This is a genomic window from Brevibacillus porteri, from assembly GCF_003013475.1.
Classification (GTDB): domain Bacteria; phylum Bacillota; class Bacilli; order Brevibacillales; family Brevibacillaceae; genus Brevibacillus; species Brevibacillus porteri.
The window spans coordinates 1-15,958 of sequence record NZ_PXZO01000046.1; the positions used below are offsets into that span (position 1 = coordinate 1).

Consider the following 15,958-nt stretch of genomic DNA (forward strand, 5'->3'; position numbering starts at 1 on the left):
GTTTTCAAAGAGCATTTTTTCGCAACAACCACTTCATCTTATCAGGTTGTCCAGGTCGTGTCAACAAGTTTTTTTAACGTGTTTTTCAGCGACCTCATTAATCTATCACATACCTTGAAGGAAAAGCAAGAACTATTTTCACATCATTTTTTGTGATCGATTAAGTAAAAAAGAAGAACAGGTATTAATATAACACTTAACCTTTTTAAGTGCAAGTAAAAAAATAAAACCACCTGAGTTTTTCTCAGATGGTTCTATTCAGAAAGACTAGTCGCGGTTACGCATATGAGGGAACAGCAGTACGTCGCGAATAGAAGGAGAGTTGGTCAACAGCATTACCAGACGGTCAATTCCGATTCCTAATCCTCCGGTTGGCGGCATACCGTACTCAAGCGCTTCAATGAAATCATCGTCCATATCATGCGCTTCGTCGTTACCAGCTTCTTTTTCCAAGAGCTGTGCTTCAAAGCGTTCACGCTGGTCAATTGGATCGTTGAGCTCAGTAAATGCATTGGCATGCTCACGAGCTACGATAAACAACTCAAAACGATCCGTGAATCGCGGATCCTGGTCATTTTTCTTCGCCAATGGCGAAATCGCCACAGGATGACCGTAAACAAAGGTAGGCTGAATCAACGTATGCTCCAGCTTTTGCTCAAAGAATTCATTCACTACATGCCCGAACGTATGGTGAGGCTCAACGGATACGCCATGCTCTTTTGCCAAAGCACGCGCTTCATCGTCGCTCATTTCCTTCCAGAAATCGACGCCAAGATTTTCCTTAATCAAATCTACCATGTGTACACGACGCCATTTTGGTGTCAGGTCAATCTCATTGCCTTGGTACTGAATTTTCATGGTGCCCAATACTTCCTGTGCGATATGAGCAACCATTTCTTCAGTCAAGCTCATGATGTCCTGGTAGTCAGCATACGCTTCGTACAGCTCAATCATCGTGAACTCAGGATTGTGACGAGTAGAGATCCCTTCGTTGCGGTATACGCGACCGATCTCATACACCTTTTCCAGGCCACCGACAATCAGACGTTTCAAATGCAGCTCAATTGCAATACGCATATACAGCTGCATATCCAATGCATTGTGGTGCGTGATAAATGGACGAGCAGATGCACCACCAGCAATCGCATGGAGTGTAGGTGTTTCTACTTCCAGATAGCCAAGGTTGTCCAAATAACGACGCATCGAAGTCAGAATACGGCTACGAGTAATGAACGTATCACGAACCTCTGGATTCACAATCAAGTCCACGTAACGCTTACGGTAGCGAGTCTCGATATCTTTGAGGCCATGGTATTTCTCAGGCAGTGGACGCAGTGATTTGGTCAGGTAGGTCAGTTCCTTTGCTTTTACACTGAGCTCGCCGGTTTTTGTTTTGAAAACAACACCAGTTACACCGACCATGTCACCAATATCAGCCAAATCAAATACTTTGCTCAGCTCTTCGCCAACAGTATCCTGACGGACGTAGATTTGAATCTGACCGGAACGATCCAGCAGTTGAGCAAAGCTCGCCTTACCCATTCCACGTTTCGCCATCAAGCGGCCTGCGATCGTAACCACGTTCTCTTCCGTTTCCAACTCTTCCTTGCTCTTTTCGCTAAAAGCTTTCGTTATATCTGCAGCGTGATGCGTTTGCTCGAATTTTTTACCGAACGGATCAAAGCCCCACTCACGCAATTGATTCATTTTGTCGTGACGCACTTGAAGAAGCTCGTGGAGCCCTTCCTGTTGCTGTTCTTCTTGCTGTAGGTCTTGCTCGTTTGCCATTTCACTCACTCCTCTAGAAAATACCTGCATTAACAATTTTGTACAGACTTTTATAATAGCGATACGGCGTACCTCGCAAAAGGTACGCCATAGATCGACTGCTTACAGGTTAATATCAAGAATCTCGTACTGAATGACTCCTGCCGGTACGTTAACGTCAACAATCGCGCCTTTTGCTTTGCCGAGGAGCGCTTGACCTACCGGGGACTCGTTGGAAATCTTGTTGTTCATCGGATCGGATTCAGCAGAACCTACAATCGTGTAATCCATAACATCACCGAACTCGAGATCTTTCAGCTTCACGCGGGAACCAACGCTTACAACACCTGTATCTACATCTTCATTTGTGATGATACGGGCATTGCGCAGCATTTTTTCCAGGGTCAGAATGCGGCCTTCAATGAACGCTTGCTCATTCTTTGCTTCTTCGTATTCAGAGTTCTCACTGATATCTCCAAAGCTAATCGCTTCTTTAATACGAGCAGCTACTTCCTTGCGTTTAACCGTTTTCAAATCTTCAAGCTCTTGTTCCAGCTTTGTTAAACCTTCTGGTGTAAGGATGACTTCTTTTTCAGACATGGTTCAATTCCCCCGTTTTAAAAAATGATTCCATTTATACTGGGTAAAGTACAAAGGATTATATGTAGATGTTCTATACAATATACAGCAGAATGCAATCGTCTGTGAGGTTCAAAGGTAAAGCTGCCAGTGAGGACTGGCAGCTCGGCACCCAATATTACGGAGTATTATAGGATATGAAGGAACCCTTGTCAATGTCTGGAATGAACCACCAGTTTTAGTAGCTGACAGCCTCATCACGTGCTGTTTCCAGCGGTTCTTCGCTGTCATCGGCGTAGTTTTCAATCCAGTCGACAAAGTTCATGAGGACGCGACGAAGCTCCTCTTCTGTCTCAACTGCATTCACGAGATTTTTCGTGTGCGTCGAGCCCTTCAAGCCTTTCAAGTAATACGCCGCGTGCTTGCGCATCTCAAGGACTCCCACTCTCGGACCCTTCAGCGCGATTAAACGCTCTGCATGCAATAAACAAATATTCATCTTTTCACGTGCGGTTGGCTCTGGACCCAGCTCGCCCTTCGTCAGGTATTGAATGGTGCGATACAGCATCCACGGATTGCCAAGTGCAGCACGTCCAATCATGACACCATCGCAGCCCGTTGTATCCAGCATACGTCTCGCATCCTCAGGAGTAGCGACATCCCCGTTTCCGATTACCGGAATCGAAACGGTTTCCTTCACGCGACGGATCCATTCCCAGTCAGCTTGCCCCTTATACATTTGTACGCGGGTGCGTCCATGAACAGCAACCGCTTTGCCACCTGCACGTTCTACTGCCTTTGCGTTATCCAGTACGTACAGATGATCTTCGTCCCAGCCTAATCTCATTTTCACGGTAACCGGCTTGTCGACCGCATCGACCACAGCAGATACGACTTCGTAAATTTTATCTGGATCGAGTAACAGACGCGCACCTGCATCACAGCTCGTAATTTTCGGCACAGGACAGCCCATGTTGATATCAATGATATCCGCATTCGTATGCTGGTCTACATATTTCGCCGCACTCACCAAGGTTTCCTTGTCTCCACCAAAAATCTGCAAACTTAGTGGTTTTTCGCGTTCGTCGACAAACAGCATGTCTATCGTTTTTTTGTTTCCGTGCACGATGCCCTTGTCGCTTACCATCTCGGCGCAAACCAATCCAGTACCGAACTCCTTTGCAATCAGACGAAAAGCAGGATTACAAACACCTGCCATTGGAGCGAGAACTACGTTGTTTTTTAATTCGATATTGCCGATTTTCATCTATTTTCGCCTCCTTATTCCCGCTTAGTCGGGGTCTTGGAGAGGACAATCCTATCCAAACTTCATTACATCACTTATTTATAGCACATAATTCATCGTAGTCTACCTGTAAAGTGCTGGCGATCTTCCGTAATACAGGCTCTGTTGGCGTACGAGTTCCTCTCTCTAGTGATCCAACAAACGACAGTGACACTCCCATCTTGTCCGAAAGGGACTGTTGCGTATACCCTTTTAGCTTTCGGAAGGACCGGATTCGATTTCCCAATTGATTGCTCCCCACTCACGTACCCCCTTGTGATCCTCTACCAATAAGGAAAGATAATGATCAATGGTCTGGTTATGCTCAGGTAAAACGCCGCCTTCCCAAACGTCTCGAAGCGGCACGAGTACAAAAGCACGCTCACTCAGCCCGGGATGAGGAATCATGAGATTGTCTTGCGAAACACGAGATGTCCCGTACAACAGTAGGTCAATATCAATCGTGCGCGGTCCCCATCGAACCGTTCGTACACGACCCAGCTCTCGCTCTACTGACAAAGCCGTATCTAGCAGCTGATCCGGGGTCTGTTCTGTTTCCACAGCGATCGCCATATTCAGAAATGCGTCTTGTTCGACGTTACCAAATGGATCGGTCTCATAAACAGAGGAGACACGAAGCACGCGAATTCCAGGTTGCTCGTTCAATCTCTGTATCGCTAGGCGCAAGTTCTGTGCCCGATCCCCGAGATTGGAGCCTAGCGCCAAATACGCACAAACTGTCATGAAGCAAAATCCTCTCTTCTACGGATCATCTCAATCGCAACCGACTCATAATGCCCATTGATCGGCGGATTCGGCTTGGTCACTTTTGCTTTGACTTCATGCAAAGGGAATTGCGTAAGTAGACGTTCTGCTATCACAGCGGTCAGTTTTTCTACCAGCTGAAACCGTTCACCCTCGACAATTTTTTGCACACAAGTAAAGATATCGGCGTAATTGACTGTATCGTGAAGATTGTCACTAGCTCCAGCTTTGGATAAATCGAGCGATAGCTCTAGATCGACATAAAACCGTTGGCCCAGCTCAGCCTCTGCTCCAAACACACCGTGATATCCATAAAAAGACATGCCATTGAAGTAGATTTTATCCAAGGTTAAAGCCCCCTTTTAGCATCGCGTCCATCATCTTCGTCACTCTCTTCATTTCTTTGACATCATGCACCCGTACCATATGGCAGCCTTTTGCCGCCCCGAGGGCAACTGTCGCTGCGGTACCTTCGACACGTTCATCTACGGGCAAATCGAGAACATGACCGATCATCCGCTTGCGTGAAGTGGCAAGTAGAACAGGATAGCCCAGCCCTACCAGATCATCCAGCCTGCGCATCGTTTCGAGATTTTGCTCAACAGTCCTTACAAACCCGATCCCCGGATCAAGGATGATTCGCTCCTGTTTTACCCCTGCCTGCAAAGCGATCTGTACGGACTCACGCAGGTCTTCGATATAGTTTGGGAAAAAGTCGTGATAGTCCGTGTCTTCGCGATTATGCATCAGGATAATGGGCACGTCGAGACGAGCAGCTACCTCTGCCATCCGCGGGTCACGCTTCGCTCCCCATACATCATTAATGATATGTGCCCCTTCCAAAATAGCCCGTTCTGCAACCGCCGCTTTGTATGTGTCAATGGACAGCGGAACAGACAATTCCTGCGAAAGTGTCCGAATGACTGGCAGCACTCTATCCAGCTCCGTCGCCTCATCGACTGCTTCCGAGCCCGGACGTGTCGATTCTCCCCCGATATCAATCAGGTCCGCTCCAGCCTCAACCATCACACGCGCTTGTGCCAGTGCTGCGTCTACATCGACATAGCGACCGCCATCCGAGAATGAATCAGGTGTCACATTCAAAATGCCCATGACTAGCGTACGCTCTCCCAGTGGCAGGACATACTGGCCACAGTTCAGCTCGCGGCGCGCACGAAGCTTGGCAGGCATAGCTAAAACTTCCCGTACCTCTGCCGCCAACGCTCGTAGTTCTTCTGTTTGGGTTTTCATATGCTCCAACGCCAAATCTATCTTCTTTTGTGAAGCCAACAGCAGCACGTATTTTTTGTCGGCAGTACCTGGTTGGTCTGAAATAATGGCTTCCGCATCGAAAGAGTGCATAATCTCTCTCACACTCTGTGCTGTTGCCACACTCATGTTTTCCGTGTGAATCTTCAGGCTCGTCCCCGCTTCCGCCATGCGTTCGGCTTCTGGAACAGGAACACCCCTTTTGACAAGCTCCGATACCATCTCAGCGAAGGTCGCAGCATGGATTCGAAATGAATTGTATTTCATGATCAAACTCCCTTTTCCCGTCTTCGCACATTGAATAGTAGCATACCATAATTTACTCGCTAGCCGCTACAGACTGACGGTAGGCGCGGTGCAGTTCGCACGAATATGTACCATATGTCGAAGGGACGCAATGCCCGTCAATTTCGGTAATCGGAACGATCTCTTGCACGGAATTTGTCGTAAAGACTTCATCGGCGTTGAGCAGATCTTCCAAGCGATATCGCCCTTCTTCGACAGGCATCGATAATTGCTGTGCCAAAGTCAAAACATGTCGCCGCGTCACTCCATCAAGAATGCCCGTATCAATAGAAGGGGTAAACAACTGGCCGCTTTTGACCCAAAACACATTGCTCACAATTCCTTCCGCCACGAAGCCATCATGCGTCAAAAATAGACCTTCCACATCAGGACGGGCACCGAGTTCTTGGCGAGCAAGAGCATTGTTTAAGTAATTGTGCGATTTAAAGCGCTGGTGGCCTTCTGCTGTCTGCCTAGCCAACGCCAATGTCTGCAATCGTTTTGACGGAGGAGGTACCGCTAGAGGTGCTACGGGTTTGGCAAATACGAATAAGGAAGGACGCTCGTACTCCCCTGCTACCAAGCCCACTCCTTCTGCGCCAGCGGTAATACTCAAGCGGACGTAAGCATCACGCAACTCGTTGGCATCTATGGTCATTAAGATGGTTTCAGCCAGCTCTTCCTTTGTCCAAGCAGGTTGAATCTGCAACGCAAAAAGCCCGGAACAAAGCCGGGCGTAATGAGCATCCCATAAAAATAGCTTGCGGTCGTATACACGTAACGTTTCAAACAAACCAATACCGTACAAAAACCCGTGGTCCAATACCGAAACTGTAGCCTCGTGAGCCGGACAAATCGTCCCGTTAACATAAACGTGCATCTGCGCTCTCTCCCGATAATATAGTCGAGAGCATCATATCATATTTTCCGAGGAAACCGCTGTCTCCTGCACACGTTTGCCGTGTACGAAACGCGAGATAGTAATGGAGATTTCATATAAAACGATGAGTGGCACAATTACCATAATATCGGACAGAAAATCAGGCGGCGTAATGGTAATCGAGATAATCGCGAGCACCAAATAGGCGGGTTTGCGCATTTTAGCCAAGCGATGCGGGTTGAGAATCCCCAAATGGCTCAAAAACAAAACGACAACCGGCAGTTCAAAAAGCAACCCAAACGGCAGACACAGATTGAGCATAAAGGTGAAGTAATCGTTCGCTGTTATGACCAGTTCAAAATTCCCGTTGGATAGCCCTAAAACAAATTTGTACATCATCGGAAAGAGCACAAAGTATGCGAAGGAAAGCCCGAAAATAAACAGCAGGAATAGAGCCGGGATATACATGAGCGCCACTTTTCGCTCTCTTTCTTCCAATGCGGGCACCACGAAGCGCCAAACTTGATACGCGGCAACCGGGATTGTTATCGCAATCGCACCGACTGCGGACAACTTCACATAGATCGAAAGGATATCTCCCGGCCCAAGAATCGCCAGCTTTTCCCCTGAATGATTCGCTAACGCCAAATAAATATGATCCACAAACAAAAAGCAGATAACCATACTGACAACCAGAACGGACAGCACAATCAAAATTCTGCGGCGCAGGTCTGTAACATGCTCAAGTATAGGCATCTCTTTGCTCACTCGAACTCCTCCTCATGCGCGGAAAAAGGCAGTGCGTCACGTGTACGCACCGCCTTCTCTCTGGCTGGATTAGTTGATTCGTTTCAACGCTTCTTCTGGAGCCTTCTCTTTTTCATCATCGTCTTTGGTCAAATCTTTTGCTGCAGTTTTAAATTCGGTCAAGGTTCGTCCAAAAGCACGACCGATCTCTGGCAGTTTACTCGGCCCGAAAATCACCAAAGCAATGATCAGGATCAGAATTAATCCAGGAATACCGATGCTCGACAGCATAATCTGTTACACTCCTTGTCCTAGAAACCTGTAATAGCAATCACGCTCGGCATGGCTACTGCATTTCCACCTTTAGGCCAGTGGCTGGTCGGCTTGTCATACGACTTCAGGTTTTCACCTGGATGCTGCACCGCCAGGAACAGTGTTTTTTCATCAGGGGTGAACCAAGGACCTGTCATTTCAGCGCCTACTGGTGCAGACGCGAATTGTGCGGCTTCTCCCTTGCTGTTACCCGTTGTTGGAATGAAAAACACCCCATTGTTTCCAAAGGATTTATAAATACCGCTGTTCATCGACGAGGACGAGATATCTGTCACGACCCACAGGTTACCCGCGCTGTCGAAAGCCATGTTGTCTGGCGCCGCAAAACCGCTTTGTGGTCCACCTGCTGCAAAAATCTCAAACGTAAACTCCAAGCCTGCATGGTTGTTGTCTTTCTCGAACAGGCGAACGATTTGTCCGTAGAAGTTGCCATGCTTGTCATTGTTGGTCAAGGCAATGAAGACGGAACCATCAATCGGATGCACTTCCAGGTCTTCTGGGCGATCCATCGGGGTAGCCCCTACTGCTTTGGATGCATCTCGGCAGTTGAGAAGCACGTCAGCCTGAGAAGCAAACATCGGTTTGCCATCTGCATCGACTGCTTTTTTCAGTGCTTCGTTAGTTGCGAAATCCAACGCAATCCACTTGCCCTTTCCGAAGTTGGCAACGTACAGTGTACCCTCTTCCAGCAGCTTGGAATTGTTTTTCCCTGCCTTCGGATCGTACTTGCCTTTGGATACATACTTATACACGTATTGGTCTTTCGCATCATCCCCCATGTAGACGACCAATTGTCCAGATGGAGCCAGAACCATTGCCGTGTTTTCGTGGGAGAATCTGCCCAGTGCTGTATGCTTTTTCGGAGTCGATTTCGGATCAAATGGATCTACCTCTACAACCCAGCCATAATGCTCGGCTTCAGGCAGCTTGCAATCACCGACGACGTCCTTGTAGTTTTCCTCGCAGGAAAGAATTGTATTCCACATCGTCACGCCGCCAGAACAATTCGCAAATGTTCCGGTTACTTCTTTGGCAATAGAAGCTGCTGGGCCAGTCAACACATGCTTGGTCAGTCCGCTCACCCGACGGCCATATTCGGAATCGGAAACAAGCTTCCAGCTGCCATTTTCTTTTTTGATTTCAATAATGGAACCGCCCAGTGCATACAAGTACTTCTTGATTTGCTCAGGGGTACGTTTGTTGTCATCTGCATCTGCATTCAGATAGTCATAGCCATTCACGTAATATTCCAACTCACCTAAATATTCGTGATTCACCCACAAGAGGCCATGATCGGACTTGCCTTCGATTGGTAAGAAACAGGTGAAGTCATTGTTGAACCCGAAGGTATCTCCTACTGCATTGATTTTATCGCCATAGGAAGCCACTACATCGTATTTGAAGCCGTCCGGCAGTACAACATCGTCTTTCGTAGTCGGATGAATTTCTTTGAATTTCGGATTGAAGTTATGTTTTTTTGTATCGAGACCAAACAGATGGTCGGCTGTTTTTCCTGATAGGGTATTACCAGCTGCCAGGGCAGGAATTCCTGTTGCTACCGAAGCCAACGCCGCTGTCCCTACACCGAGATAAGTCAAAAACTGTCGACGATTTACATCCATTTACTATCTCTCCTTTTTCGCCTTCTTCTGTTTCATTGTACAATCCGTATATCGAGGAACCATGAATGTTATATAAAGAGTATGTAAATAAAAAAACCGCCCTCGAAAAAAGGCGGTTTTCCTGTTCTATCTATGCGTTAACCTGTCGTTTGGCGCGCGTATGCGGTAAGGAAGTTCTTCAGCAATTGCTTGCCGTGCTCCGTAATAATCGATTCAGGGTGGAACTGGACGCCTTCGATTGGGAACTCCCGATGGCGCACAGCCATAATTTCACCTTCCGCTGTCCGTGCGGTTACTTCCAGCTCACTCGGAATGGACGCTTCCTCAATAATCAAAGAATGGTAGCGTGCCGCCGTAAACGGGGAAGGGATGTCCTGAAAGATGGTTTTGCCATCATGGAAAACTTCTGACGTTTTTCCATGCATCAAGCGCTCGGCCCGAATGACTTTTCCGCCAAACACTTGCCCAATGGACTGATGGCCCAAACAAACACCCAAAATCGGAATTTTTCCGGCAAAATGGCGGATCGCATCCATGCTGATCCCCGCTTCATTTGGCGTGCACGGTCCTGGAGACACCATCAAATAATCCGGTGCCAACCGTTCGATTTCTTCCAGTGTAATTTTGTCATTGCGATACACTTGCAGCTCTTCCCCAAGCTCTCCCACATACTGCACCAAATTGTAGGTAAAGGAATCGTAGTTATCAATCATCAATATCATCGTACACTCATCTCCTCTCAACTCATCGTTCTCTGCTCGCTCAACTCAAGCGCTTTCCACAACGCTTCTGCCTTTTTCAATGACTCGGCATACTCGGCCTCTGGAACCGAGTCAATCACGATACCCGCTCCAGCCTGCACATGGGCTACGCCATCCTTGATCACCATGGTACGGATGGCAATGTTGACCTCGATATCACCATTGAAGCCAAACCAGCCGATTGATCCCGTATAGACGCCTCGCTTGACGGGCTCCAGCTCCTCGATGATTTCCATCGTGCGAACTTTTGGCGCTCCGGTGATCGTCCCTCCCGGAAAAGTCGCTTCGATCGCATCAAGCGCATCCTTGCCTGCTGCCAGCTCTCCTTTGACGTGAGAGACGATATGCATGACGTGGGAATATTTCTCCACGACCATGAATTCGCTGACCTCTACACTGCCAAAGCGACAGACACGGCCCATGTCATTGCGTTCCAAATCAACCAGCATGACATGCTCTGCGCGTTCCTTTTCATTATCAATCAGCTCACGTGCCAATGCATCGTCTTGCTCGTCCGTTAATCCACGAGGACGTGTGCCGGCGATTGGACGCGTATGCACTTCCTTGCCTTTTACCTTTACAAGTAGCTCTGGCGAGGCACTAACAAATTGAAATTCAGGGAAGCTCAGATAGCCCATATAAGGAGAGGGATTCAGCTTGCGAAGCACATCGTACACTTCTGGGGCTGTCACCTGCACCGGCTTGCTTTGCCGTACCGACAGATTGACCTGAAAAACATCCCCTTGGGCGATGTACTCCTGCACCCGACGAACGGCATCCTCGAATTGGTTTTTGGCAAAGGATACGGACGCTGGCACTAGCTTGGCAAGCGGTCTTTTGCGCAAAGCTTCCCAATCTGTCTCATCGCGATCCATTGCCAATGAAGCAATCAAGTCCATGCGTTTTTCCAGGTGGAGTGCTGCTTGTCGATAGCTCTCTTCGGTCAAATTGTCCGCGCGCAAATGCGTCAGGCAAATGATCTCTCGGGTCTCATGATCAAAGACAAGAAGGTCTTGCATTATCATAACATACAGGTCTGGCAACTGTAAGTCGTCAGTCGCTATCTGTGGCAAGCTAGGCTCAAAAAAGCGGTTCATCTCATAGCTAATATAGCCTACGGCGCCTCCAGCAAAATCTGGCATACTTGGAAGCATCGGCGTACGGTAACAAGAGAGCAGCTCTCGTAAAGCATTCAATGGGTTGTGAGTCTCTATGCTCTCCATTTTCCCTTCTGGATACGAAACGATGGTTTCTCCTCGCTGACTGCGCAGCGTAGCGATAGGCTCATATGCCAAAAAGGTATACCGCCCAGCTCGTCCACTTTCCAACAGGACAGCATTTTGCAGAGAAGGCTGTAGCTTTGTGAGCACCTGCCACGGATCAATCGTCGAAGACCACGGTTTACGCAGGGCAAGGGGAACCAACGGATAAGATAACGCATACGTCTGGCAATCAGCAAAGGTAGGGAACATTCTTCCTCTTCACGCTCCGGTTTTCACTATTTATCCGTTCATTATATAGTTGCCTGACACAAAAAGAAAAGACCACGTCGCCAACGTGGCGCTCCGTGGTCTTGCGGTATCTTTTTACCATTAGTCTTCGAACTGATACAGAGGCGTGGACAAATAGCGCTCACCATTCGAAGGAATGACAACGATCACTTTTTTGCCTTTGCCGAGCTTCGCTGCTACTTGCAGAGCCGCATGGATCGCTGCTCCAGAAGAAATCCCGCCGAGAATACCTTCCTGACGAGCAACACGACGCGCGGTTTCAAAAGCGTCCTCGTTTTCTACTTTAATGATTTCGTCGTAAATTTGTGTATCGAGAATATCCGGGACAAAGCCAGCCCCGATACCTTGGATCTTATGTGGACCTGGTTTGCCGCCAGACAAAACTGGCGAAGCAGCAGGCTCAACAGCCACGATTTGAACATTCGGATAGTGTTCACGAAGAACCTGCCCTACACCCGTAATCGTTCCGCCTGTACCAATACCGGAAATAAACGCATCTACGCCGCCGATTTCCTTCGCTTGGTCCAACAGCTCACGCGCAGTTGTCTCACGGTGAATGGCTGGGTTTGCCAGGTTTTTAAATTGTTGCGGAATGAAATACGAGCTATCTTCTTTCGCCAGCTCTTCCGCTTTGCGAATCGCTCCGCCCATCCCTTCGCTGCCTGGTGTGAGAACCAACTCCGCACCATACGCACGCAACAGGTTGCGTCGCTCCATACTCATCGTCTCTGGCATGACCAGAATAGCACGATATCCTTTTGCAGCAGCAACCATCGCGAGTCCAATACCGGTATTTCCGCTCGTAGGTTCAATGATAGTATCACCCGGTTTCAGACTTCCATCTGCCTCTGCTGCCTCAATCATCGACAACGCAATTCGGTCTTTTACACTGCTGCCCGGGTTGAAGAACTCCAGCTTCAAGTAAATGTCTGCAATATCTTCGGTGACAACACGATTCAGCTTCACAAGCGGAGTAAATCCAATCAAATCGGTAATGGAATTAGCCACGCGCATATGTTCTGCCCCTCCTATTTTTAATAACCGAGTAAAACGCTAGGATTTATTGACATAATTATATCAACGGTAGCCTATTTGGTCAATGAGGCATTTGCCCAGAAATCTGGACCCCTACCGATGTTCGCAACCGCTCCAGCACGACATCCAATGACTCGACCTGGGCAAATGCGATCTCTCGGCGTAACTCATCTTTTACTTCTTCAAATGTCCGTTGACTGGCTTCCCTGCGCTCTATCAGTTGGTAAATGACGTATTGATCTTCTATTTTGATCGCTTCGCTATATTTGTCTTTCTCCAGCTTTTCTACGATGGGCTTCGCCTCGTCAGGCAATCGATTATCCTTAATGGAAACCCAGCCTACATCGCCGCCGTTCACAGCTGTATCCGCATCAATCGAACGCTCTTTGGCAATCGTCTGAAAGTCGGCCCCGTTTTTTAAATCAGCCAAAACTTGTTCCGCTTCTTTTTGTGACGCCACGACGATTTGTCCTAAACGCATCTGCATCGGCCGGGTATAGCGGTCAGATCGGCTATTGTAGACGTTTAGCACTTCTTCATCCTTGATGGTCATGTCCTTCGTTGCCAGGGTTTGCAGCAGGATTTGGTAAGAAATCTCCTGCTTGAGGGCTTCCACGGTCGTTCCCGCTTGTTTTAACAGCGCAGCCTCAAACTCGCTGTCTGTCCGACTGCCATAACTGTCGCGAATCTGGGAAAGCTCTTGCTCCAGCTGTTTCTGATCAACCGTAATGCCGGATCGCTTCGCCTCTTGAAAAACGACTTCCCGATTAATCATGTCGTTTAGCACTTGCTTACCGAACTTTTGTTTCAGCACCGTTACATACTCATCGTTGCTAATCGTCTTATCCCCTACGATGGCGGCAGGCTGCAGCTTGCCTGATGCCTGGTACCATGCCCAGGTAACGGCAAGCAGCAACAATACAAGCGCCCCAATGAATGCCCACAACCCTTTTACGTTGGTCATGCCAACACTCCCCTACTTGACGCCGCGCTTACATGTCTTTCAGGATGTCTTCCAACGCGGATCTGTCATAATGGTAACGTTCATTACAGAAATGACAGTGTACTTCTGCTTCGCCCAGTTCTTCAATCAGACCTTCCATTTCTTCGCGTCCCATGCTGATCAGTGCCTGAACCACCTTATCCGCTGTACATTTACAGCTAAATTGAATCTCCGTGCGGCTCAGGATTTTTGGCTCATCCAATACGCGGGCCAAAATCTCTTCCGGAGTCAATCCTTCGCCAATCATGCGAGAAACCTGCGGAAGCTGCCCCAAACGTTCTTCAATTGCTGCTACAACCTCTTCTGGTGTATTCGGCAACAGCTGAAGAATGAATCCACCCGCAGCCAAAACAGAACGGTCCTCAGGATTAACCAGTACACCCACACCTACTGCTGAAGGCGTTTGCTCGGACATCACAAAATAATAAGTGAAGTCTTCCCCAATCTCACCAGAGACGATCGGCGCACTGCCTTGATACGGCTCCTTGAGACCGAGATCTTTCGTTACGTACACAAACCCGTCTGTTCCCACTGCACGCGCTACATCGAGCTTGCCTTTATCGTTTAGCTCAAAGTGGACCTGAGGGTTGGATACATAAGCGATTCCTTCACCATGTGCGTTTGCTTCCGCGATGATCTGCCCGATTGGTCCGCCTCCTTTTACTTTGACATAGAGGCTCTCGTTTCCTTTTAGCATAGCCCCCATCATCAAGGTAATGGTCAGCGTACGTCCCGCTGCTGCTGTCGCTGTATTCCACATGTCGTGACGACGACGCATATCTTCGACAGATTCTGTCGTGCGTGCGGCAAATGCACGAACATGCCCATTAAAACCAGTTGCTCTTATCATATAATCGCCCATGTAGCGATCCTCCTTTTCAAACTACCTCTTTACATAGTGAAAAAATCATGAAGCTATCTTACCAGTTTACCACAAGGAGAAAAAGACTACGCTTCTCCCACTGTGAGTCTGACACTTTGTGAATTCGACCATTTCTGACAGAAAAAACCCCTCTGTATAAAGAGGGGCTGAAATAACCAAATCCTATGTTAGGTTAAATAATCTTTTAATACGTGTGAAGCTTTTTGCGTTCGCAATCGGTCAATCGTCGTCGCTTCAATTTGGCGAATACGCTCGCGGGTAAGACCAAACATTTTCCCCACTTCCTCCAGCGTATACACTTGATCATCATAGAGACCATAACGCATAGAGATAATTTCTTGGGCGCGGGGACTAAGTCGCTCCAACGCTGCACGCATCTGCGAGCGAAGGTCTACCTTTTCAATCCAGTCGTCCAGAGAGGACAACCCATCATCCATGATTTCTGCGTAGCTCAAGCTCTCGTCTTCATGCCAAGCCTGCCATTTCTCACTATCCAGCTCAGCGTCGATGGATTCCATCTTCATCATTAAAGCCAGTTCGATGGCATCCACCTTTTCTAGTGGGATATCCAAGAGTACGGCAATCTCCTGCCGATCAGGCGTACGATTCAAAGCATGGACGAGATGTAGTACTTGCTTCTGATACTGGCGAATCTGCTCATGCATGTGGACAGGAATGCGAATCAAAGTTGCTTTGTCGTTGATGGCACGGGTGATCGCCTGAGAGATCCACCAGTGTGAGTAATGATAGAGACGCACGCCACGTCCCACATCAAATTTGTCAATCGCGGTAAACAAACCTATCGTGCCCTCCTGAATCAAATCCAGGAACGGCATCCCTCTTTTCAAATGGCGCAAAGCGGTACTAACTACGTATCGTAAATAGGCGCGCACAATCGTTTCACGTGCTTCAAGATCGCCATCCCTTTGATAGCGAATCAGGCAAGCAAGCTCTTCTTCTTTGTCCAACATGGGTGTTGCAGCGACGCTTTCCAAAAACAGTAGAGCAGAAGTGTCCGATCGAAGCGATCTAGGGACAACAATTCCCAACTGTGTCTCCACTTCCCGCCAGCGACGGGGAGTTGAATGGAACGAGGAGGTACTCAGAGTCATATGCAACCCTCACTTCTCTGGAATGAAGTTCACGATGAAGTAGGTGAGTCACGGAATGTTTTACTGTATCCGTATTTCGACAAAACCTGTTCGATTCCTGCCAGTTAACAGAATATTAACA

At 48.2% G+C, this 15,958-nt stretch carries 17 protein-coding genes; all 17 read right to left on the reverse strand.

Annotation, left to right across the window (positions count from 1 at the left end):
* Positions 1 to 267: 267 nt before the first annotated feature.
* The 17 genes from lysS to C7R92_RS22725 all read right to left on the reverse strand — a co-directional run bounded on the left by lysS (position 268) and on the right by C7R92_RS22725 (position 15,837).
* The gene (gene lysS / locus C7R92_RS22645; protein WP_069852969.1) at positions 268 to 1,788 is read right to left on the reverse strand and encodes a lysine--tRNA ligase; all 1,521 of its coding nucleotides are present in this window, start codon (positions 1,786 to 1,788) and stop codon (positions 268 to 270) included.
* 102 nt (positions 1,789 to 1,890) lie between these two features.
* The gene (gene greA, locus C7R92_RS22650) at positions 1,891 to 2,367 is read right to left on the reverse strand and encodes a transcription elongation factor GreA (protein WP_007725265.1); all 477 of its coding nucleotides are present in this window, start codon (positions 2,365 to 2,367) and stop codon (positions 1,891 to 1,893) included.
* A gap of 217 nt (positions 2,368 to 2,584) precedes the next feature.
* The gene (gene dusB / locus C7R92_RS22655; RefSeq protein ID WP_106835722.1) at positions 2,585 to 3,613 is read right to left on the reverse strand and encodes a tRNA dihydrouridine synthase DusB; all 1,029 of its coding nucleotides are present in this window, start codon (positions 3,611 to 3,613) and stop codon (positions 2,585 to 2,587) included.
* 70 nt (positions 3,614 to 3,683) lie between these two features.
* A complete protein-coding gene (locus C7R92_RS22660) occupies positions 3,684 to 3,893 on the reverse strand; it encodes a helix-turn-helix domain-containing protein (RefSeq protein ID WP_012683949.1) in 210 nt (69 codons plus the stop codon).
* Positions 3,845 to 4,375, reverse strand: a complete 531-nt coding sequence (gene folK / locus C7R92_RS22665) for a 2-amino-4-hydroxy-6-hydroxymethyldihydropteridine diphosphokinase (RefSeq protein WP_106835723.1) — start codon at positions 4,373 to 4,375, stop codon at positions 3,845 to 3,847. The genes C7R92_RS22660 and folK overlap by 49 nt, the downstream gene beginning before the upstream one ends.
* Positions 4,372 to 4,743 carry a dihydroneopterin aldolase gene (gene folB / locus C7R92_RS22670; RefSeq protein WP_106835724.1) on the reverse strand — a complete coding sequence of 124 codons (372 nt, stop codon included), beginning with the start codon at positions 4,741 to 4,743 and terminating at the stop codon, positions 4,372 to 4,374. The genes folK and folB overlap by 4 nt, the downstream gene beginning before the upstream one ends.
* Positions 4,736 to 5,932, reverse strand: coding sequence for a dihydropteroate synthase (gene folP / locus C7R92_RS22675; RefSeq protein WP_208636226.1), 1,197 nt, complete (start codon positions 5,930 to 5,932; stop codon positions 4,736 to 4,738). The genes folB and folP overlap by 8 nt, the downstream gene beginning before the upstream one ends.
* A gap of 52 nt (positions 5,933 to 5,984) precedes the next feature.
* Positions 5,985 to 6,830, reverse strand: a complete 846-nt coding sequence (gene pabC, locus C7R92_RS22680; protein ID WP_106835725.1) for an aminodeoxychorismate lyase — start codon at positions 6,828 to 6,830, stop codon at positions 5,985 to 5,987.
* Between the two features lie 33 nt (positions 6,831 to 6,863).
* A complete protein-coding gene (tatC, locus tag C7R92_RS22685) occupies positions 6,864 to 7,598 on the reverse strand; it encodes a twin-arginine translocase subunit TatC (RefSeq protein ID WP_017247014.1) in 735 nt (244 codons plus the stop codon).
* A gap of 69 nt (positions 7,599 to 7,667) precedes the next feature.
* Positions 7,668 to 7,868 (reverse strand): twin-arginine translocase TatA/TatE family subunit, encoded by a 201-nt coding sequence (gene tatA / locus C7R92_RS22690; protein ID WP_017247013.1) that lies wholly within the window; start codon positions 7,866 to 7,868, stop codon positions 7,668 to 7,670.
* Between the two features lie 20 nt (positions 7,869 to 7,888).
* The gene (locus C7R92_RS22695) at positions 7,889 to 9,532 is read right to left on the reverse strand and encodes a PhoX family protein (protein ID WP_106835726.1); all 1,644 of its coding nucleotides are present in this window, start codon (positions 9,530 to 9,532) and stop codon (positions 7,889 to 7,891) included.
* 137 nt (positions 9,533 to 9,669) lie between these two features.
* Positions 9,670 to 10,254, reverse strand: coding sequence for an aminodeoxychorismate/anthranilate synthase component II (pabA, locus tag C7R92_RS22700; protein WP_017247011.1), 585 nt, complete (start codon positions 10,252 to 10,254; stop codon positions 9,670 to 9,672).
* Positions 10,255 to 10,271: 17 nt separating this feature from the next.
* Positions 10,272 to 11,765, reverse strand: a complete 1,494-nt coding sequence (locus C7R92_RS22705; protein ID WP_106835727.1) for an anthranilate synthase component I family protein — start codon at positions 11,763 to 11,765, stop codon at positions 10,272 to 10,274.
* Positions 11,766 to 11,885: 120 nt separating this feature from the next.
* Positions 11,886 to 12,818 carry a cysteine synthase A gene (cysK, locus tag C7R92_RS22710; RefSeq protein WP_017247009.1) on the reverse strand — a complete coding sequence of 311 codons (933 nt, stop codon included), beginning with the start codon at positions 12,816 to 12,818 and terminating at the stop codon, positions 11,886 to 11,888.
* A gap of 82 nt (positions 12,819 to 12,900) precedes the next feature.
* The gene (locus C7R92_RS22715) at positions 12,901 to 13,803 is read right to left on the reverse strand and encodes a peptidyl-prolyl cis-trans isomerase (protein ID WP_106835728.1); all 903 of its coding nucleotides are present in this window, start codon (positions 13,801 to 13,803) and stop codon (positions 12,901 to 12,903) included.
* A 28-nt stretch (positions 13,804 to 13,831) separates the two neighbouring features.
* Positions 13,832 to 14,704 (reverse strand): Hsp33 family molecular chaperone HslO, encoded by an 873-nt coding sequence (gene hslO / locus C7R92_RS22720; RefSeq protein ID WP_017247007.1) that lies wholly within the window; start codon positions 14,702 to 14,704, stop codon positions 13,832 to 13,834.
* Between the two features lie 188 nt (positions 14,705 to 14,892).
* A complete protein-coding gene (locus C7R92_RS22725; RefSeq protein ID WP_017247006.1) occupies positions 14,893 to 15,837 on the reverse strand; it encodes a sigma-70 family RNA polymerase sigma factor in 945 nt (314 codons plus the stop codon).
* Positions 15,838 to 15,958 lie beyond the last annotated feature (121 nt).